This is a genomic window from Paenibacillus germinis, assembly GCF_013141785.1.
Taxonomy (GTDB): Bacteria; Bacillota; Bacilli; order Paenibacillales; family NBRC-103111; genus Paenibacillus_E; species Paenibacillus_E phytorum.
The window spans coordinates 37,240-58,899 of record NZ_WHOC01000047.1; the positions used below are offsets into that span (position 1 = coordinate 37,240).

The 21,660-nt window shown below is 44.3% G+C and carries 17 protein-coding genes; 2 read left to right on the forward strand and 15 right to left on the reverse strand.

All coding sequences use genetic code 11. The features are described from left to right. Positions 1-25 precede the first annotated feature (25 nt). The 5 genes from GC102_RS09805 to GC102_RS09825 form a co-directional block, all read right to left on the reverse strand. Positions 26-460, reverse strand: a complete 435-nt coding sequence (locus tag GC102_RS09805) for a YciI family protein (protein ID WP_171689344.1) — start codon at positions 458-460, stop codon at positions 26-28. A gap of 112 nt (positions 461-572) precedes the next feature. Continuing rightward, positions 573-1,838: an RNA polymerase sigma factor gene (locus GC102_RS09810; protein WP_171689345.1), complete on the reverse strand. Its 1,266-nt coding sequence runs from the start codon at positions 1,836-1,838 to the stop codon at positions 573-575. Continuing rightward, complete coding sequence (locus tag GC102_RS09815) at positions 1,835-2,269, reverse strand: YciI family protein (protein WP_171689346.1); 435 nt, start codon at positions 2,267-2,269, stop codon at positions 1,835-1,837. Before GC102_RS09815 ends, GC102_RS09810 begins: the two co-directional genes overlap by 4 nt. Positions 2,270-2,486: 217 nt before the next feature. Continuing rightward, complete coding sequence (locus GC102_RS09820) at positions 2,487-3,299, reverse strand: alpha/beta fold hydrolase (protein ID WP_171689347.1); 813 nt, start codon at positions 3,297-3,299, stop codon at positions 2,487-2,489. A gap of 258 nt (positions 3,300-3,557) precedes the next feature. Continuing rightward, on the reverse strand, positions 3,558-4,292 hold the full coding sequence (locus tag GC102_RS09825; RefSeq protein WP_171689348.1) for a class I SAM-dependent methyltransferase: 735 nt from the start codon (positions 4,290-4,292) through the stop codon (positions 3,558-3,560). Between the two features lie 576 nt (positions 4,293-4,868). Between GC102_RS09825 and hflX the strand changes: the two genes are divergently transcribed. Continuing rightward, positions 4,869-6,134: a GTPase HflX gene (gene hflX, locus GC102_RS09830; protein WP_171689349.1), complete on the forward strand. Its 1,266-nt coding sequence runs from the start codon at positions 4,869-4,871 to the stop codon at positions 6,132-6,134. 104 nt (positions 6,135-6,238) lie between these two features. Here hflX and GC102_RS09835 read toward each other — a convergent pair whose 3' ends face one another. The 6 genes from GC102_RS09835 to GC102_RS09860 all read right to left on the reverse strand — a co-directional run bounded on the left by GC102_RS09835 (position 6,239) and on the right by GC102_RS09860 (position 13,095). Next, positions 6,239-7,081: an RMD1 family protein gene (locus tag GC102_RS09835; RefSeq protein WP_171689350.1), complete on the reverse strand. Its 843-nt coding sequence runs from the start codon at positions 7,079-7,081 to the stop codon at positions 6,239-6,241. Between the two features lie 74 nt (positions 7,082-7,155). Further along, positions 7,156-8,304, reverse strand: a complete 1,149-nt coding sequence (locus GC102_RS09840) for a response regulator (protein ID WP_171689351.1) — start codon at positions 8,302-8,304, stop codon at positions 7,156-7,158. After that, positions 8,279-10,108 (reverse strand): sensor histidine kinase, encoded by a 1,830-nt coding sequence (locus GC102_RS09845; RefSeq protein WP_171689352.1) that lies wholly within the window; start codon positions 10,106-10,108, stop codon positions 8,279-8,281. The genes GC102_RS09840 and GC102_RS09845 overlap by 26 nt, the downstream gene beginning before the upstream one ends. 120 nt (positions 10,109-10,228) lie before the next feature. Then, a complete protein-coding gene (locus GC102_RS09850; protein WP_171689353.1) occupies positions 10,229-11,191 on the reverse strand; it encodes an NAD(P)H-dependent glycerol-3-phosphate dehydrogenase in 963 nt (320 codons plus the stop codon). A gap of 28 nt (positions 11,192-11,219) precedes the next feature. Further along, entirely contained in the window at positions 11,220-11,918 is a 699-nt protein-coding gene (locus GC102_RS09855; protein WP_171689354.1) for an aspartate/glutamate racemase family protein, read from the reverse strand. Between the two features lie 55 nt (positions 11,919-11,973). After that, the gene (locus GC102_RS09860; protein WP_171689355.1) at positions 11,974-13,095 is read right to left on the reverse strand and encodes an amidohydrolase family protein; all 1,122 of its coding nucleotides are present in this window, start codon (positions 13,093-13,095) and stop codon (positions 11,974-11,976) included. A 484-nt stretch (positions 13,096-13,579) separates the two neighbouring features. Between GC102_RS09860 and GC102_RS09865 the strand changes: the two genes are divergently transcribed. Further along, the gene (locus GC102_RS09865) at positions 13,580-15,595 is read left to right on the forward strand and encodes a GxGYxYP domain-containing protein (RefSeq protein ID WP_171689356.1); all 2,016 of its coding nucleotides are present in this window, start codon (positions 13,580-13,582) and stop codon (positions 15,593-15,595) included. Between the two features lie 128 nt (positions 15,596-15,723). Here GC102_RS09865 and metE read toward each other — a convergent pair whose 3' ends face one another. The 4 genes from metE to GC102_RS09885 all read right to left on the reverse strand — a co-directional run bounded on the left by metE (position 15,724) and on the right by GC102_RS09885 (position 21,596). Beyond that, the gene (metE, locus tag GC102_RS09870; RefSeq protein WP_171689357.1) at positions 15,724-18,027 is read right to left on the reverse strand and encodes a 5-methyltetrahydropteroyltriglutamate--homocysteine S-methyltransferase; all 2,304 of its coding nucleotides are present in this window, start codon (positions 18,025-18,027) and stop codon (positions 15,724-15,726) included. 108 nt (positions 18,028-18,135) lie between these two features. Continuing rightward, positions 18,136-19,038, reverse strand: coding sequence for a LysR family transcriptional regulator (locus GC102_RS09875; RefSeq protein ID WP_171689358.1), 903 nt, complete (start codon positions 19,036-19,038; stop codon positions 18,136-18,138). 124 nt (positions 19,039-19,162) lie between these two features. Then, positions 19,163-20,086: a hypothetical protein gene (locus GC102_RS09880; protein WP_171689359.1), complete on the reverse strand. Its 924-nt coding sequence runs from the start codon at positions 20,084-20,086 to the stop codon at positions 19,163-19,165. Between the two features lie 157 nt (positions 20,087-20,243). Further along, entirely contained in the window at positions 20,244-21,596 is a 1,353-nt protein-coding gene (locus GC102_RS09885; RefSeq protein WP_171689360.1) for a sensor histidine kinase, read from the reverse strand. Positions 21,597-21,660 lie beyond the last annotated feature (64 nt).

A 21,660-nucleotide genomic window follows, 5' to 3' on the forward strand; every position in this document is an offset into this window, starting at 1 on the left:
TCTCCTTTATGCACGTAATGGTATATTATATTCTTTTCAACATGTTGATTTGGTCCTCTAAATCAGCTTCCATGGCCAGTATTCTTGGGTCTCGCGAAGAATCCGTATTCTCTTTGAGCTCTCGCATCTCGATTTCAAATGCCCCGCATCCTCTTGGATACGGCATCCGAAGCGCCCAATCTGCAGCCTCATCTTCTGAATTCACTTCGATCAGTGTATATCCGGCAATGAGCTCTTGATCAACCGGAAAAGGTCCTGCCTTTACCTCTGGCTCTCCCCCATGTAATGGATACAATATCCTGATCCCGCTCGAGCTAGGCTGAAGCTCTTCAGCAGCCAAAAGGGCACCGGCTCTGGCCAAAGACTTCTTGTACGCAACCATTGCATCGTTGTGTTCCCGGCTGATCTTTACCCCTGCCTCCGAGTAACCTGTCGACTTGATAATCAGCATAAATCGCACAATCGTTTCCCTCCTTGTTAGGAAGATGATTTGAGGCAGTAACTAGCTGCCGTAACCCTTCCCTTACTATGACGACGAACGGGAAACCCTGTAATCGACAAGGCGATGAAAATTATTTCGATGCTTCAGACTCGCATTCTGCAGCCCGATTCATTAAAAGCTCCCGCTCACGAGCATTTTGGGTCATCGACATTGCCCTTTCAAATTCTGTACGCGCTTCATCGAACCTCCCCAGCTTCACTAGGAGATCACCTCGAACGCTCGGCAGCAGATGGTATCCCTTCAGGGAAGGTTCGGCACGCAGCTCGTCGACAATCTGCAGCCCGAAGGCAGGACCAAACGCCATAGATATGGCGACCGCCCGGTTTAATTCGACGATCGGCGATGGCGTTACCCTAGAGAGCGCTTCGTAAAGCGCTGCAATGCGGATCCAATCGGTCTCAGCTGCGGTAGGTGCCTGTGCATGGCAAGCAGAAATCGCAGCCTGCAGCGAATATGGACCGAGCTGACGTCCAAGCTTCTGGCTGCGCTCAAGTGCCGCCAATCCGCGGCGGATCAGCAAGCGATCCCACTGCGCCCGGTTTTGGTCCATCAAAAGTACGGGTTCCCCCGTGGAGCTAACCCTGGTTTTAAAACGCGAAGATTGAATCTCCATTAAGGCAACTAGTCCGTGAACTTCCGGCTCATGAGGTGCGATCTCGGCAAGTACGCGTCCCAGTCTGAGCGCCTCCTGACATAGCAGCGGACGTATCCAGTGATCCCCAGAGGTTGCCGCATAACCTTCATTGAACATAAGGTAAATTACCTCAAGCACAGCAGACAGGCGTTCTTTGAGTTCTTCTCCTACAGGCACCTCGAAAGGGACCTTTTCGGCGCTGAGTGTTCTCTTGGCCCGGACAATCCGCTGGGCAATCGTTGATTCGGCGGCAAGGAAAGAACGTGCGATTTCATCAGTATTAAGCCCGCATAACAGGCGCAGCGTCAAGGCAACTCTGGCATCCTGTGATAACACGGGATGGCAGGTCATAAAGATCAGACGAAGGAGATCGTCACCGATCTCCCCGTCCAAAGCACCATCCATGTCTTCCTCTGAATACAAATCAATGCCGTGGGCAATCTCTACGTATTTCTGGTCACGCAATTTAGTCCTGCGTATAAAATCGATTGCGCGCCTCTTGGCCGTCGTCATCAGCCAGGCACCCGGATTGTCTGGAATGCCACTCTCCGGCCACCGTTCAAGGGCAATCACCAATGCGTCCTGGGCAAGATCTTCTGCGAGACCCACATCCCGAACCATTCGTGTCAATCCTGCGATAAGCTTTGCTGATTCAATTCGCCATATTGCATCTATGGTCCGCTGTGTATTGGACAACGTCACGCTTTCTTCTGCTCCTGAGCCTGTTTGCGAAGGATTGCTTCTTTCTCCTGCGATTCGGCATCGTCCGTTAACTCCTCAAACTCGAACACCTGTCTGAGCTCAATCTCGCCCTGTCCATATCCGTGGGGATCCGGCATGCGCAGAGCCCATTCAATAGCTTCTTCCCTGGATTTGACTTCGATCAGCGTATATCCCGCGATCATTTCTTTCGCCTCCGTGAACGGACCATCTATAACTTTTGGTTTGCCTCCGGGCTCCGGATATGAAATCCGGATTCCGCTTGAGCTGGGTTGCAGTCCATCGGCAGCGAGCAAAACACCGGCTTTCACCAATTCCTCGTTATACTTTTGCATGGCATCAATTAGCTCTTGGCTAGGCATAGTTCCTGCCTCTGAATCTGTTGTAGCTTTTACAATCATCATAAATCTCATATGTGTTTACCTCCTATTTTTAGTGAAGCTTTTTGTACCGGAGTAAAACCGTCCGAGTAAATCCGCTTCTATGTATACGACGAATCAATCCTATCTGGATCGACAAACAAATAAATTTTTCGGGTCTCCTAATTACTTTTGTGTACACTATTTTTTCGGCAGCAGGAAGTAAAATTCCTGCCGCCATTGTTGACGCTTTGAAATGCTATGCCGCAACTTAGAGAGTGCCCATAAAGAATGATACAAGCTCCGATGAAATCATTTTTGCATCTAGTTTCTTTGTATGTCCGAGTCCCTTTTTACTCAGCAGTTGCGCATTGGGCAGCACGTTGGCCAAAGCCTGGGCACCATGTCGCAGCCCAGCCGGGCTCTCAGTGCCTTCGAGTACCAGCGTTGGCATCGTGACAGTGCTCCATAATTGGGTAGGCAACGACTTTCCGTCTATAAATCCATCCACCAAAGCCGCATCGTAGGGGAGTGTGTGAGCAACGGCCATGAGCTTAGACCACACACCTGGCATAATGCGCATCAAGCTGACAACGAATGAAGGAGCACCCATGCCCTTAGTCATAAAGTACTTGATGCCTTCGGCCCGGCGATTAGCTGTAATAAGCTCAGTAATGTGCATGACGAAATTTTTCGGCGGCTTGCGGTCGGCAGCATCGACCACGAATGGTGGTTCATGCAAGGCCAATTTCGTGATGTTTACCCCTCTTGATGCTGCCTGCAAAGCAAGAACCGCCCCGGATGACAACCCCCAAACATTTGCCGAGCCGCCAGCTACATCAATCATTGCCTGAAGATCTTCAATCTCGCGCAATATGTCATAAGGCTGTGTGTCTCCGCTATCGCCGCGACCGCGGCGGTCGTAATTGTAGACCGTGAAGTGCTCTGACAACAGATTAGCCAGCTGCACCAGCCCCGGAAATTTCCGGTAGCTGAACGCACCTGCTACCAGTATGAGTGCCGGCCCTTGACCAACTTTGTCATAAACGATCTTGGTACCGTCTCTTGAAATTATTGAGTACATGGTATGTCTCCTTTGCTGTTAAAACAGATTGTTTTTGTCTTAGAACGGATTCAATTTTTCACCAAATATCCGAGCCTCTATTAAGACGACGAACCGCTGATAACAATATCGACACATCTGCAAAAAAAATCTTAAATAAAATGATCCGTATCCCATTCTCATAAATCTGCCTATAACTCAACAGGCTGCCAAAGATGCTGGCAGCCTGTTGTTATGATGCTATCGTTTTCCATCATAGTAGTAATACTACTGAAATGTTTAATTCTTGACCGCTGCGATCAAGAGGAAAATGGGACGACGGGTTTCGTCTTTCATTTCTGGATACTTGTCCAATGTTTCTTGTGTTGGTTGAGGTTCGGAAAGTTTCATAACACTAAATCCTGAGTCAATTAACGCATTCACATAGGTAGCGATAGTTCGATGATATTTGACGACATCATTGTCCAGAAATCTCGCCTGCCGTAGTCCTTCTTTCTGGTAGTCATCAACAGGCCAGTGCAATCGCTCACCCTCAGAACCATAGTACCAGTCTTGTGCAGCGAGTGCGGTAAAGACCGGATGTTCAACCGAAAGGACAAAAGTACCTCCTGATACAAGACAATGATGTATTTTACTACAAACGATTTCAAAGTGCTCCACATAATGAAGGGCAAGCGAGCTTATCACAACGTCAAATTCCCCTGCTGCAAAGTTGATGTCTTCAATCGCAAGCCTTCGATACTCAATCGCAGAATCGTTGTTATTTTCTCTGGCATAAGCTAACATTTTCTCAGAGAGATCTACACCAACCACTGAACGGGCTTGCTGTTCTCGTGCGTATTTACAATGCCAACCAAAGCCGCATCCAAGGTCAAGAACTCTTTTATCTCGCAGCGCGGGAAGCATTGTACGGAGTACGGGCCACTCCCCAGCAGCATTTAGTCCACCAACCGAGCGAGGCATCTCACTGTATTTTCCGAAGAATCCGAGATCATCATATTTATTCTGTTTCATATTTAGCCAAACTCCCAACTTGAACTTATTTTCTTACTTTGCCAAATGTTATGGATATTGTTTTTTTGAATAACGGTATCTAGATTTTATCATCAAACAGTGAAAATCTTTATTGAAAATTTTATTTAAATGAAACAATCCTGTCTATACCCACTAGCAGCAAGACCCAAAAGGCCTACAATCTACTTCAGCTAGGTAAAAAATGATTATACTTATTCTTACAGAGGCAAGGACGCTCTTCATTGTGATACTCTTAAAGTACTTTAAGGAAACGGAGGGGTTACGTGTGGTACATTTTATCCGAGTTAGATCTTTGCGCGGCTAATTGAATAGCGCTCAAGATTCTGTCTGTGTACAGAGGACTCAGGATAAGTTTGTCCATTTATAACCCTGAATTGATACTTCTATCGGTGATCAAACAACGCGGCTTGAAGTAAGGTGAAATATCCTTATCGACCAAATCGTGGTTGTTTTCTTTCGTCCGATATGATAGTCATTGTCCTCAACTACAGACAACACAAGCACCATGCTTGTGTTGTTTCTTTTTTACTCCTTAACTTGAAAGGATGATGAACGATGGAACAACTGAAAGAGAAAGCGATTATCGTCGGGGTCCATGTTTTGAACCACCCTAATTTTGCATACTCGATGGAAGAACTGAAGAACCTGGCCGCAGCATGCCACATTGAGGTGGTAGGTGAGCTAAGCCAGAAAGTCACCCGTGTGGTTCCCTCCCATTACATCGGAACGGGTAAAATCCAAGAATTGTCGCAGCTAATTACTGAGCGGAACGCATCCGTCGTCATTTGTAACGATGAGCTGTCCCCTTCTCAGATTCGAAACCTGGAATCATCTCTTGCATGCAAAGTCATTGACAGGACGATCCTAATTTTAGACATTTTTGCGGAACGCGCTCAAACTACGGAAGCCCAGCTCCAAGTAGAGGTTGCTCGACTCCAATACATGCTTCCCAGACTTGTAGGACTTCGTGAATCGTTAGGTCGGCAAGGAGGTGGGGCTGGTCTTAAAAACCGAGGATCTGGTGAAACCAAGCTTGAACTCGACCGCCGTAAAATCGAAGACCGAATCACGGCTTTGCAATCCGAACTGGAGAAACTCGTAGCCCGTCGTCAAACGCAACGAAAGCAGCGCCGTAAGAACGAGGTCCCTGTTATTTGTTTGGTCGGCTATACGAACGCAGGCAAATCAAGCTTAATGAACGCCATGATCGAGTTGTATAATCCGCAGGCGCATAAGCATGTCTTTGTCAAAGACATGTTGTTCGCCACATTGGAGACATCCGTTCGAAGCGTTAACTTGCCCGACCGTAAATCATTCTTGTTAACTGACACGGTAGGATTCGTAAGCCAGCTTCCCCACCATTTGGTTAAAGCTTTCCGATCCACGTTGGAAGAAGTCGCAGAAGCCGATTTGCTGATTCACGTCGTAGACATTGCAAACCCGGAATACGAACAGCACATTAACGTTACAAATGAAACGCTGAAGGAACTGGGCGCGGATCAAATTCCGATGATTTTTGCTTATAACAAATCCGACTTGACTGAACATCCTTACCCTCTGTTAAAAGATGATTTCGTCTACCTCTCTGCCCAGCAGAAGCGCGGAATCGAGGAGCTCACTCAACTGATTCGTGAACGTGTTTTCCAGAATTACATGCAATGTGAAATCGTGATTCCTTATGAACAAGGCCGATTAGTGGCCTATTTCAATGAACATGCCCATGTTCATTCAACGAACTATGAGCCGAATGGTACCCGTCTTAAGTTAGAGTGCCGAGTATCCGACTTTGAGCAGTACCGAGATGACTTTCTCCAGCTTTAATTTATAAGATTGGAGTTAGGCAAAAAAACACAATGGATCAGGAACTATTTTCTCCTGGTTCATTGTGCTTTTTTGTTAAGCCGATGCTGTCCTCATTCATCTTTCTAATGCGAGGGAATCCAACCTATGATTTGTAATATCGTTAATACAACCTCAATAACAATAAGTATCACAACAATCCATTCGACGAATAGCCCACGGATGGAATGACTGATATTTGAAAACCCTTCCAAGATATGATACAAAATATCCGTTTTGCTTTTCAGTATTTTAAATCGATCGTTCAATTCAAAAAAAACCATCATCCCATCGTAAAATTGGCTAGCTGTACTGTTGGTCCAAGTCAAATCAGGTTTATCCAAGATCATGATGTAGGCAAGGGTGTTGTACTCGTGACGTACGATTTTCGCGGTCGTTCGTGCCAATTCTTTGTTGCCAACACGAAGATTTCCTTTTTCAAGTCTTTCAATCATAATTTCTAGGCTATCATGAATTTTCCCTAGCTGTTCCTCGATCTTCTCAAGAGCTACCGATTTGGCAAGAACAGTAGAGATTAATTCAGGGTAAAAGGACTCATACTCAGCTACCACTACATACTTGTCAGTTAACTCCATGCTATCGATTTCTTCGATGTGAAGGCTATAATCGTCCGTGTATCTATCAGCAGGTTGGAGCTCAATATCTGGCTCAAAGGATTGGATGAATTTCAAAAAGCCAGTGATCTCATCCTTGTGTGTGTGATTCACAAAAACTACACTGCCAAAAGAAAACACCAACACTTGTTGAAAGGCGTCAATATCTTTTTTAAGGATCGATTTAAGTATATCGCCTCTTAGGATTAGAGGCTGTTCCCATGTGTATTTTTTGGGTATGCCGCAGTGGATGGCGATTTTGTTCAGATCAATTTCATTTGTGACGGCCATAGCCTTAAAAGTAATATCTTTCATTTTCACCACTCATCTGCTTTATAAAAGTCATGCTATCTAGTCTTGACAGAAAAAGTGGGCTTCAATCTTCATATTTATTTTTTGTTGGTTAATCGGCTTATCAACATATCATATAGATGTATCAGTTCCTCGGACGGACGAATGCCAAGCTCCCTGCTGAGAAGCCGTACATAATCAGTATACAGAGCCGTCAAACCTTTTTTATCCCCGGTCATCTCGCGTATCGTCATAAGAAGGCGTATAACTGATTCGTCCAGATGATTGCGCTCGTTCAGCTTGAGCAGCAGCTTCGACGCGGAAGTCGTATCCCGTAACGAAATAAGCACTATGGCAAGCCGTTTTACGAAAGATGTGTACAATTCCGCATAGCGCACCATTTCGTGAATGGCCCACACATATGCCTTGTCCCCGAACAGATCGCCCGTATACAATCGCTCGATGTGCAGCGCTCTCTCCACATTTCCGACGTCTATGGATGGCATCTCCTCCACTTGCTTTTCGAATTCCACGTAATCAATAACGGAATCCTTTAATTCAAGCGCATAGCCATCGTTCTCCGATCGTATGACCTCGCGCATGCCAAGCGGTTCCAAAGACTTTCGCAATTGATAGACGGTCGTATTTAAGTAATTCTCCGCATTGGTCTGGTGCATGCCTCCGAAAATATCCATAACCAGCCTGGAACGGGGAATTCGTTTGCCACGATAAAACAGCAAGTACGCGAACAGCTCCGCACATTTCCTTGAGATCCACTTGACACGGCCCGCATCGTTACTCACGACGACATCACCCAGCATCGTTAGGACGATCCTACCAGAATTTTCGGAAACGGAAGCAGACAGCGACGGTGAATGGATGCCCCGCTGGCTCGCCAGTGCACGATTTACCGTCCGCTGAAGCCGTTCCTGGGAAACGGGTTTGACCAGGTAATCCACCACAGATAGTTCGTATGCTTTCAAGGCAAATTCTTTGTGCGAAGTGACAAAGACGATCTGCAGTGGAGAAGCCAACGCTTCCATCTTGGCGGCGAACTCTATTCCACTCCCGCCCGGCATGGAGATATCAACGAAAGCCAGTCCGATGTCGGTGTTCTCACTTAGAAAGGAGGCTGCGGACTTCGTATCCGTAAAAGCGCCAGCCACGTGAACCCCTGGCAGCTTAACTAGCATTTTACGCAGAATCAAATGCATCGTCGGCTCATCGTCCACCAAAATCACTTTCATAAACTTCTTCCTCCATTCCTCCGTCGTCGAACTCTTCCCGCACATCAGGCGAGCCGGGTAAGGTGAATGAGAAGGTCGTCCCGACCCCTGGCTCGCTCTCGAACCAAAGGCTGCCACCATGGATCCGAACAAATTCACGGATCAGCGCCAGTCCGAATCTCATATCCTCCGAATTGTCCCCGTTAACCATTACCTTTAAGAACGGCTCCTCTAGACGCAGTAGTTCCGATGTCTGATCGTCGATTCCCGCACCATTGTCGCTTACAGACACGATGATCTGATCGCCTTCCAGAACGGCTCCGATCTCAATAACCCCGCCAATTCCAGTAAACTTAATCGCGTTCGAAAGCAAATTTCGCAGAATTAGATCCAGCATCTCTTTATCGGCTCTAACCGTGAACTTCTCATTGATCCGCTCAGTCATCCGAATTTGCTTCATGCCAGCTTTCGTGCCTGAAAGCAATAAAGCCTGACGGACGACCTGCTGCAAATTCCAGCCTAACGGACGAAACACCACTTTCCCTTTCTGGCTGCGATACCAATCCAATAAATTTTCGATGAGATGGAACGTGCTTTGCACTTGTCCTTTAAGCTCCCTCACCAATTCGGCATGCTCAAAGTCGGCGGCAGTCAGTTCATCGCCCAGCAGCTCGGTCAAACTCACGAGGAGTGCGATCGGATCTCGAATGTCGTGCGCCACGACGGTGAAAAGCTTATCCTTGAACGCATTTAGCTCAGACAGTTGCCGGGCGTTCTCACGCAACCTGGCTTCGCTCTCCTTCATCTCTGTAATATCATTGAACATCAGAATCTTGCCGATTAAGACACTGCCCGAATCATAAATCAGTGACAAACTGCAGTTGTAATGCTTGTTACGGTTCGCTTGGAATCTGTGAAACGGGAAGCGTTCGTCCCCATTACTTGCGGCACGAATACGTTCAAGAAGTTCTGGACTTTCCGACAAAACCACCTCCATATCGACGGGGTATCGTTTCGGTAAGCCGAGTTCAGGAAGGACCATTTCAGCTGCTCTGTTGTAACTAACGATTTGGTCCTCATAATCAAACAGGACGACTCCATCTCGGATCGTTTCGAATACTTTAGCCATCGCAAGAGGCGTTAAGCGAAGTAAATTAAACCGCAGAATCCCCCACACGTAGGCAATACCCGATACGGCGAATCCGAACGGCGTCAAATCAACGTCCAATCCGGACCAAAAGAACAAATTGAACACCATGGGCGCGACTGCGCCCAAAAGGAGGACGACGATTTGCTTTCGCACGATCGGTAAAGCCCGCCAATACATGGGGATAAACAGCAACATTCCGCACAGAAGTACGGAATAATTATAGATGGTGTGCACCTTATACCAAGGCCCCTTGACCGTCGTGTACAAAGGAACCGAATTGCTCTCATTTAGAATATAACGCTCATAGATCAGGTGATGCCAATCGTTGGTCAAATGGAGAAAAAATACCGCTGCTGGGACAACGAACAGTAATAGGGCGAGACGCTTGCGGTAGCTAGACGCCGTCCCCGTAAATTGGATGACCTGAAAAAGCCAGAGTGTAGTAACGAATGGAATGCCCAAGTACTCGATTTGAAGCGACAGCTTCACATCGTTCAGGCTACGGCTCAACACCTCAAACGCGTAGCCAAGCGAATAACAAGCCGCTGCCAGCATGATCAGAACCATCGTTTTGGCAACAGGCAGATGGCGTTTCCGGTAAGACAAGAAAGAGACGAACACCATCAGCGCCGTTGCGAGAAAAAGCGTTACCGACATCCATTGTCTTGTGTCCACGGCTGCATCTCCCTAATATCAATTGACTTTCGAACCGCCATTCGGGCCAATTCGACAAAAGTCTACCTAAATAAGGATATCATCTTCTCTAATTTGTGTCTTTATAATTATGCTAGTTAATTAAATACCTTCAAACTTCACGGGCCTCATAAATAATCTTATTAGTTGTTCTTTTGGATCATTACCTTCAAAGAGTACGGAATGAACAGCCTGACAGATGGGTAGCTCCTCATCATAGTTAGTGGATAATTGCAATAATGCTTTGACGGTTGCTGCTCCTTCCGCTAATTTCTCGAATGGTTCATTTTTTACAAACGCTTCACCAAAACGTCGATTATGACTATGAGTAGAGAAAACCGTTGCTTCGTAATCACCAAGATGTCCTAAACCGTAAATGGTTAATTCGTTACCTCCCATTGCCTTGACTAATCTCGCAATTTCTTTTGTTCCTCTAGCCATCAAGGCTCCTTTCAAACTTGTATAACCTAATCCATCCAACATACCTGCTGCGATTCCAATTACATTTTTCGCTGCAGCACCTATCTCATTGCCTAGCAAATCTTGCCCATAATAAAATCTTATAATCTCACTTCCGAAGCTGTCTACAAGCAATTTAGTTATGTTCATGTGATCTGAATCAATAACCATACAGTTTGGAATGTCTTTAACAAAATCTTGAACATGCCCAGGTCCAACCCAAATTGCTAAATTTACAGGTGATTTTATTTCTTCCATAAAAACTTGTGAGAGTCTTTCTCCAGACTCCAATTCAAGTCCTTTCATGCATAAAACAAATATCTTATTTGTAATTTCCATGGTATTTAACTGCTTTGCAAAACCTCTAAGTTCCTGGGCACTAATAGCGATAAAAATGATTTCGGCAAACTCAATTGCTTCAGCTATTCTATCCGTCAAATGTATGTTTTGGGGTAATTGTAAATATTCATTTGTTCTACTATGAACTAATCTTTGATAATTTTTCGATTCTTCTCTTCCCCATAAAGTGACATCATGTCCTATTTTATTTGCATACCAAGCCAAAAAAGATCCCCATCTTCCACAACCTAAAACAGTAACCTTCATTAAGTAGATCAGCTCCTTTACGTACTGTCTATTTATCTTTCAAAGCAAAATCAACTGCATATTCAGCATGGATTTTCGTTGTATCGAATATAGGAACCCTACAATCCAGTTGAGATATTAATAAGGTGATTTCTGTGCAGCCAAGGATAACGGCTTCTACCCCATCTTGGACAAGACGATTAATTATATCTAAGTAGGATTGTTTAGAATTTTCATTAATAATTCCGAGACAAAGTTCCTGATAAATGATATCATGTACAATCTTCCTTGCGGCTTCATTTGGAACGATAACATCAAGACCAAATTTTTCAATAAGCCTACCCTTGTAAAAATCTTGTTCCATCGTAAAAGCAGTTCCGAGTAAAGCGACTTTTTTAATTCCACTTTTAACAATTTCATTTGCCGTTGCATCAGCTATATGCAGTAATGGTATTGAAACCGATTCTTCTACTTCTTTTGCCATCTTGTGCATCGTATTCGTGCATATGACAATGAAATCTGAACCACCAGATTCGAGTTTTTGTGCGGAATCAATCATGATTTTGGTGGCTTCATCCCATTTCCCTTCATGTTGAAGAGTCTTGATCTCATGAAAATCCACCGAATACATAAGACTTTTTGCGGAATGGTGCCCGCCTAATTTTTCCTTTATACGTTGATTGATGATTTGGTAATAAAGCAAGGACGACTCCCAACTCATTCCACCTATTAGCCCAATCGTTTTCATAGATAAACACCTCAGAAATAACTATTTACTACATAATAACAGAAAATCGATATCTTTATTTACTCCAAAGAATTTGTCCGGCCTCTACCTTAGATAGATGACTCCATTCATAACTTTGTCCAGTTTCTTTGGATTTCTTACGGATTTCCGCAATCTGAGTCTCTGTAGCTGGTTGGTTACGAATAATGGTGTCTAGGTTATCATGTGCAATTTTTCGTGCCAATTTAGGGTCGTCAAGCTTATCTAATAACTGATACATCGCACCAATTGCAGCCTCTTCACCAATATCAAATCCAGAGTCCGTACTCAACATAAATTGATCAGGAAACTGCTTCATCACAGGTACGAAATCCTCCAACTTATTGGTACTAGCTGGATTAAGAGCGGTGAAACCCGCATAAAAATCCGCGTACAAATTTGGGTGCTTTTCGAGTAGTTTTCTGATATTTTCCGGTGAATTAAACGCGTTGGCGTGTGCGAAAATGATTATTGTGTTTGGATGTTTGTCAAGCGACTCTTCTAACTTATCTATAACCATTCCGTTTGGTGGGTCAATATGCAACAGAATGGGGACTTTGTATTTTGCACATATTTCGTATATGTCCGGTAAATAACCGTCCATTGGGCTATCCCCCTTCCAAGCCACTTTTGATACCACAGGTGAATACAAAGAAGCAGCTGCAATTTCACCTAAACCAAAATATCCTTGTTCCAGGTTATGTGTCACTACATCGAGACTCGATTTATCATGCATATCGAAGCCTGAAAAGTAAGGAATAATTACATCAGGGTTATCTTTATAAGCCATCCAAGACATCTGGTCGGTCATTACTGCGCTTGGCTCTGATACATCTCCAAAGAGAACAACTTGATTGACGGCATTACGCTTCCAAACTTCCAGCATATTTTGATACTTTGAATCAGATGCATCATGATTGTGGGAATCGATGACTTTTAAATTGCGATATTGCTCAACTAACTCTTTAACCGTTTTCTCAGTCCCCTTCTTAATCTGTGTTTCATTAATAATTACTGGTGTGCTTGGGTTGGGTGAAGCTTTTGTAACGGGGGAATCTTTTACTTGATCAAAAGGGAATAGCCCCAAAACAGAAATTAGCCATATCCCTATGGCTGTACTCACTGTCACTATTAATGTAATAATAATCCGGTTTTTCATTCGTATGACCAACTTTCTTTCTTGAAATGTATGAGCCTTCAAATCGTAAAACCAAATAATATTAATTCGGGGAACTCAACTGAGTATCCTTTATTTTCCATTGTGAATTTATCATGGCCGAAACGATAATTCTTCATATTTCTTTATCCTTTTTCAGAATAAAAACATTGATCTGTATTATATGATATATCAAATAATGTTTACTCACAGCCATTAAACAGACTCCTTCAACCGCGAAATATGTCATAACTGTGGTTTAGTCGTGTAGAATACGCTATTATTTTGTAAATTCATAAGATTGTTTATCGAAACGCTTGAAGTATCATATACATTATGTTAAATATATTCATACAGATATGCTATGACATTACAATGCACGCTACTCTTCGATGAAGGAGGATACGTCGAAACAAAGACAGCTTCGTTGTATTTAAAATTTCTAAATGAGGTGAGCAGATTGATAGGGAAATTAAGAATTTTATGCATGGTAATACTATGTGTGACAATGCTGCCTTTCAGCATTTCTGCGGCTCAGGCTGATGGTGTAACTCCTGATGGGATTAAATGGCCAAAAAATCAAGCGCTTCCAACGTTTAATCAACCCAAGCATTTGGACGTTGTCAATGTCTCTAATGCACCTGGAGACGTCAAACTGCTGATGACTACTCTTCAGGGCATTGTGAATCGAGAGCGCCCGCGTATCTATCTGATTCAGAACAAAGTGGACCCTTGGTATAACGAAATGACAATACCGTATAAGCTCCACGATAACAGCATGGATGTCTTCGATTTGTATAAAAATGAAGTAAAAGGAATCATCATCTACGATCCGAAAACTCCGGATTCCATCAACGTCGCGACCACGTTGGCGGGACTGAAGAATGCTGTTGTCGTCAGCCCTGAACTGGCAGGCAAACTAACTGCAGCTCCCTACAAATTGAAAGTGATTGAAGATTTCCGGGGCAAATTCAAAAATAAAATTGACGCATACACCTGGCAGTACGAACACTTATGGAATCAAACGACCCACCGGATGTTGATTGGGCTAAGTCCGGACACATCGATCTCGCTCCCTCCCGGTCTACCCGAATCCTTCATGACGATCGCAGAAGAGAAAAGGCAAATACGGGATGCCAGTAATCGAGGAACGTATGAATACGACCTTTCATCGTATTTAGGGAATGAGGCGATATATGTTCGTTTCGATGACTCTTTCACGCAGGACGGTTGGGGACCGGCCGTTCATGCCATCACCGTAAAGGCAGATGGAAAGGTCATCGCTCAATTTGATGCCGGCACACCTGAAGAAGAATTGTACTTGTATGATAGGCAAAATTCCAAGTATTTACCTGGTGCTGACCACCGCTTCGCTGATAATGGAAGTTATTTCATGTATGAATTTAAACCTTCTGCTGGCACAAAACTGTTAACGATCTCTGTAGAGATGTGGAATCAATACAAAGTTTCGGTCGGCAACATTCGCCCTCTCTCGTCCGAGCAGAAAGAGCCTTACGGATATTTGCGCGACTATGCAGTCGCGAACAAAGCGATGGTTTTCTGGCTTTCGACGGATGTGCCGGATCAGCGTGCACTCTTAGAGAAGATTCTGTCCGATCTCGAGCCGGGGACACCTTATCTGGGCTGGTTCAGCAATGACTTCGAAGGCGAAGCCGCCTCCGTCGACCTACTCTCCAGGCATAGCGTCTTTGTATTGGCAGCTGATTGGTTCCACAACATGACCGTCTTCTCGGGAACAAAGGTGGAAGCAGCCCCTAAGATCAAGCCCAATCCGCTCAAGCTGGAAAACAAAATCTATGTGACTTTCACTTTCGGTGAAGGAGACAATTTGCAATACGATTTGAACCATATGCGCGAGATCCTATGGGAAGATCCTGCGCGCGGCAAAGTACCCATTAACTGGACTTCCAGTCCATTACTCTACGATGCCGCTCCAATGGTTCTTAATTATTACCGGAAAACTGCGACAGAGAATGACCTGCTGATCGCCGGACCGTCCGGTGCTGGTTATTTCAACCCACATCCATGGCCGGAAGAAACCCTCCCGGATTTCCTGAGGGATAACTACCGATATCTCAAACAGACTGGTATGACCATTCCGATGGTGATAAACCGGGATATCACCAAAGACATACCAATAAGCTCATCCGAAGCAGCCGCATACGAGCACAATTATAAAGTTCCCGGCATTCTGCTTGTAGGAGATCAATTCGGCATCGAAATCATGAATGGTACGCTTCCCGTATCGATGATGCCAGGAATTGGAACGGCTCAGGACGGAATCAATATCCTAGCCGAGGCCAAGAAAGGATGGGATGGTAATTCGCCGTTATTCCTTTCAGTCGGGGTTAACGCCTGGGGGATGAGACCACATGATATTCAGGCCATCGCTGAATCACTTGGTGATCAATATAAGATCGTAAACGCCGATCAGTATTTCACACTTATTCGCGAAGCTTATGGATTGTCCAAAAAAGAGTAAATCTATGCCAAAAGAATCGGATAGCGAGCAGTTTTAAACTGCCGCTGTCCGATTCTTTTTTTACGACCTATGCATTCCTTTTAACGAAGTCCGAAGTCCAAATCTTAGTCCTTACAGAAATGTTTTGTTTAGCGATTATTGAATATAGGTTCTTGGGCATGCTTCGCACGGGCGTTCTGCGTCGCTTCAACCATGTTGCGCAAGGAATCGACTGTTTCTTCGACTCCACGAGTTTTAAGACCGCAGTCCGGATTGATCCAGAATAACTTCGGATCCAGCACACGCAAGGCGCGTTCGATCATACTGGTCATTTCCTCCACACGCGGAATACGAGGACTGTGGATATCGTAAACGCCTAATCCTATGCCAAGTTTGTATGTGTTCAATTCGAAACTATGAATCAGTTCACCATGACTGCGAGATGTCTCGATCGAAATTACATCAGCATCCATCGCTTCGATCGAATGGATCATGTCATGGAACTCACAATAGCACATATGGGTGTGAATTTGCGTCGTATCTTGTACCGTGCAGGTGGCCATGCGGAATGCATTGACAGCCCATGACAGATACTTCGCTTGGTCATCCTCCTTGAGCGGCAGCCCTTCACGAACCGCAGGCTCGTCGACTTGAATCATGCCAATTCCTGCCTGTTCAAGCGCTTCCACCTCTTGTCTAAGCGCGTAGGCCAATTGGTAGGCAATTTGTTCACGCGAGATGTCCTCGCGAACGAACGACCAATTCATTATCGTAATCGGGCCAGTCAGCATCCCTTTAACTGGGCGTTTGGTCCGCGTCTGAGCATACTTTGTTTCTTCGACGGTCATCACTTCTTTGAACGCTACATCTCCAAATATAATTGGCGGTTTAACACAGCGAGAACCGTACGACTGTACCCATCCGTTCTGTGTGAACGCGAAGCCCGCGAGCTTCTCACCAAAGAACTCAACCATGTCGGTTCGCTCAAATTCGCCATGCACGAGAACATCCAATCCGATCTCCTCCTGAAGCTTGATCCAGATATCGATCTGTTCTCGGATGAAGTTAGCATACTGCTCATTGTTCCATTCACCCTTGCGCCACTGTTGACGAGCCTTGCGAACCTCTGAGGATTGTGGAAAGCTGCCAATTGTCGTCGTCGGAAAAATCGGCAATTGCCACTTCTTCTGTTGAGCAATATGACGCTCAGAAAAAGGTCGACTGCGCACTGGACTTTGAGCACTGATGGCAAAGACAGCATGCTGAATGTCGCTACGGTTGCGCTCACCTGACAGCTTGATCGCCTGTAAAGCAAGATCGCGTTTTTCTAGTTCGCTTGCGATTGCGGCGGTACCTCGAGAGACTGCTTTCGCCAGAAGTACAATCTCGTCCAGCTTCTCATCTGCAAATGCTAAAGCATCCTTCAGTTCAGCTCCAAGCTTCGTCTCATGATTTACCGATACCGGAACATGAAGTAAACTACACGACGTCTGAACGATGAGTCGCTCAGCCGTTACGATTTCAGCGAGTTCTTCTACGAGTACCAATTTCTCGCGCAGTGGCGCCTTCCAGATACCACGACCGTCAATAACCCCTGCACCTAAAACCTTGTCCACAGGAAACCCTAGCGCTTTAATCGACGACAAATTGCCGGATAAACCATGCACGAAATCCAAACCTATTCCATTGACGGGCAGCGCGACAATATCACTGTAGTTCTCTACCGATTCAAAATAAGTTTGCAGCATGATGTTCAGGTTCGGCACTGAGGCGGCAAACGTCTCATAAATTGTCTTTAATCGCTGTACGTCCTCTGCACTTAACTTCGTTACGAGTATCGGTTCGTCTATCTGTACCCATTGAACCCCTTCTCTCGCAAGCTCCTGAAGCATCTGCACATAGAGCGGAAGCAAACGTCCCAGCCAGTCGTCGGTATCCGAAATACAGTATCCTTTTGACAGCTTCAAGAATGTCAGTGGTCCAACGATAACCGGCTTGCCCTCGATACCGAGCTTTTCCTTAGCCTCCCGATAAGCCTTAAGAGGTCTATTTTCGGTAAGCACCGGCGATGCCTCGCCCAGTTCTGGTACTATATAATGATAGTTGGTATTAAACCATTTGGTCATTTCGCTAGCCGTTGCATCCTTCGTCCCACGGGCAATACCGTAATAAACCGATAATGGTACCGTGCCGCCCTCATACGGAAAGCGTTTCGGAATAATTCCGAACATCGTGGATGTATCAAGGATATGATCGTAATAGCTGAAATCGTTGACCGCGATGAAGTCGATGCCTTTCTCCTGCTGCTTACGCAAATGATTCAAACGGATCTCCTGCAGCTGACGGTGAAACTCCGATTCTTCGAGCTTGCCTGACCAGTAAGCTTCGAGCGCTTTCTTCCATTCTCGATCCGCACCAATACGCGGATATCCCAACACACTGCTTTTCACCATCTGTAAAACTCCTCTACAATTTGTTACAAGAAAGATATCACGGATTGGTGGATATAGTGTAACTGGAATAAACTATATCTAGTCATAGCTAATGACTATAGCAAGATTTTATTGGGATATCGCTTGCATGAGTGCTTGTATGTATGCCGCACCTAACTTGGATAGTGTAGCATTTCTATGAGAAATCCAACCGACATTGATAGTTTCCTCACAATCCAACGGTACGGGGATAATTTCATTTCCATTCAAATCAGCACTTAATACTCCTGTCGATATGGTATATCCGTTCAATCCAATCAATAAATTGAATAGCGTCGCCCTATCATTAACACGAATGCTTTTCTTATGTGACATCGTGCTGAGAATCTCTTCGGAAAAATGAAAAGAATTATACTCCCCTTGATCAAAGGACAGATACGGATAATTCTGAAGCTGGTCAATAGTTACGATCGATTGCTTTGCCAACGGGTTCTTACTACTGATGAAAATATGCGGCTTAGCTGTTAATAAGCTGTTGAATTGCAAATTCGCGCTTTTGAGCAGCTTGTTGATGACTTTCCCATTAAACTCATTCAAATATAGGATGCCGATCTCGCTGCGTAAATTTTTGACATCTTCAATAATTTCATAAGTTTTGGTCTCTCTCAAAGCTAACTCATATTCATCTTGGCCATACTCCCGGACTAGACTCACAAATGCATTCACCGCGAAAGCGTAATGCTGAGTGGAAACCGAAAAATGCTGCGGGGAGGGCTTAGCATTGAGATAGCGGCTTTCCAATAATTCCGCCTGCTCAACTACTTGTCGTGCGTAGCTTAAGAATTCAATACCCTCCTTTGAAAGCGAGATCCCTTTATTAGATCTTTCGAAAATCGCAAGCTGCATTTCTTCTTCTAAGTCCTTAATCGCATTTGAAAGACTAGGCTGAGAAATAAACAACCGCTTGGCGGCTTCATTAATGGAACCTCGATTTGCAACCTCAATAACATACTTTAATTGTTGTAGAGTCAAGGAAATACTCCCCTCTAAAATCTTGATCTAAAATTAACATAACTTAAGAATATCATTTGCGAGCAAAAAAAGCGCACTCTCCATCAAGAGTGTACGCTTCTTTTGAATTTAATCTAATAAAATTCTAACTGAACAGTTTTCGAGATAGGCCAACGAAAAGATCCGGTACAATAGCACGAGTTTTTATGGTGAATGGACCGAAGATTTTGGTTTCTACTACAGGGAACCGCAGTTTTTCGAACGTCAGAGTCACTTTGCTGTTTGTATTCTTTTCAAGTTGAGTGATCAACATGCCGAAATCCTTTTGAACTCTGTCTATAATTTGTTTGTTCAACGAAGGCATCATATTATGAATTCCTTGTCGGAATTGCTTCGCTATTTCATCCTTGCTTACAAAGAGTCCGACGATAAAATCAGGTCCGGGCAGATCGATATCGATATTATCGACCTTTTCGCTGATAAAACTATTCAGATCTGGTCCTGTAAACGGACTTAGAAATAGGTCAGCTTTGAGTGTTGCTCCTTGGTCTTGACCCGTGATGCCGATAAGCCCGTCGTTAATAAATGCGGAAAGACTATCCAGATGCATTTGTTGCCGTATGTTGGCAGTCATTTCGTTAATCTGTGCTTGAGAGAAGCTTTGCTGCGTCGTTCCATCCGTTCGAATCACATAAATATCTTGTACTTTCGAATTGATTTGACTGAATTGGAACGTTTCTGATCGGTATACTGGCGCAAAAATGGGAACGTTTAATGGCGGGAGCACTTTCATGATCATATGCGTTGCCAATAAGAAAGCCTTGATCGTATTAGGGAATCCATCCGGTACGAATATGGTGAATGCGCCGGTTGCATCGGTTTTCGCTTGAAAGGAAAATCCCGGTATAAAACTATTTGTAAAGCCCGCGGGAAAGTCGGTTCCCAGATATATCTGAGCCTCGGCCATAGGTTTGAAAGATGCCGGGTTCGGATGCGCGGGATTCGCTGAGTAGCTCGAGATAAATAGTGGTATATTCGTGATTTCGTGTAACTTTCCATTCACATTCATTATTGTATTCCTCCCTCATTTGGTTGGTTCGATCCTTATCGTAATCGAATACCACTCGCGGAAATATACTCGAAAAAGTGATGATTGACAGCTCATAAATGGTTGACGGTTTATAAACAAATAAAAAAAGTCCTAGTGGTCACTCCACTTCGGACTTTTATAAAGAATGTTTTTGATCTCTTTGACCTTGATCTAAGCTGTTACTACGTAATATTTTGCGACTTTTCGGCAAATGAATGGTGAAAGTCGTGCCGGTCTGTTCGCTTACTACTCCAATACTTCCTCCATGCTTCTGCAGGATCAGATAACAATAAGTCAGACCCAGCCCGAAATTATTCTCCTGATGTTTAGTGGTAAAGAACGGCTCGAACAGCTGGGCGACAGTCGCCTTATCTATTCCCTTTCCATTGTTGGAGAACTCGATCAAAATTTCTTTTTTGCTCTCATGAATTTTGATTTCAATCGTCCCGTTTTCCGAATCCACAGCATCGATCGCATTACGAATCAAGTTAACGAATACTTCTTGCATGTGAAGCTTATCGCACATCAAATGGTAAGAAGGTGGATAGTCTGTAACAAGTGTAATCCCTTTATCGTCAAGCAAATAGCGATTGGAATGAATCGCCTGAGCCACAATATCGGACAAGTTGATTGGACCTTCTACAATCTCTATATCTTCGATATGCTTCTTGATCCGATTTACCATGAACATCATTTGTCTCGTCTCCGCTTGGATATTCGCAATGTCTTGCTCCGTTTGTTCATGCAGTCGGAATTGTAAGTTTTCCTTCAGACGGCCCGTCAGCAGATCAATGTTGGTAATGTGGTTTTTCATTGCATGATTAAGCATTGCCGCACCAGATACAATCCCTATAATCGTCTGATCATGTAATTGCTTTTCAAATTTAATTCTTACGCCAAGTACTCCGAATCGGATCGCGGATACAATAAAAACAACAAAAGCCATCCATACGAACATACTGATGTACCGATACCCGTCAAATGTACGAATCGCTCTTTCCATATGATTTAACACAACAATAACGACTACAGGAGGGACAACAAAAAAGACTGTAATAAGACGATTTCTTTTTCTTACCAAATTTGTTTCCTTGCTATAAGAATAAATAACCAATAAACATCCAACCAGGTAATAGGGAACCGACCAGTAAAACAAAATGACAAAATCTAACTGAATACTTTGCTTCATCGGGGTAATAAGGAGTGTAATGATAATCGGAAGTAAAAGTGCGCAAGCGAGCGTATTTTTGACTCGGCGAGTCGTGGTTACGGAATATACGATCGAGAACATGAGGAAACCGTAAGGGGTACAAGTTTGGAGAATAAAGAAAAAAAGGCTGCGCCATACAGGTTCAACAACTACTTCGGAAAGGCTTCCCACACCTGCGAAAATCAAAAATAATACCAACCACTTCGTCGCTTCCTGTTTTCGTCCATAAAAATAAAGCAAAACGGCAAGTAAAAGATCAATAATGGCTGAAAAGATCATTGTATTCCCACCTGTCAACTACCTAATTGACGATTCCGTCTCAAACAGTTTTCCACAAGACCAA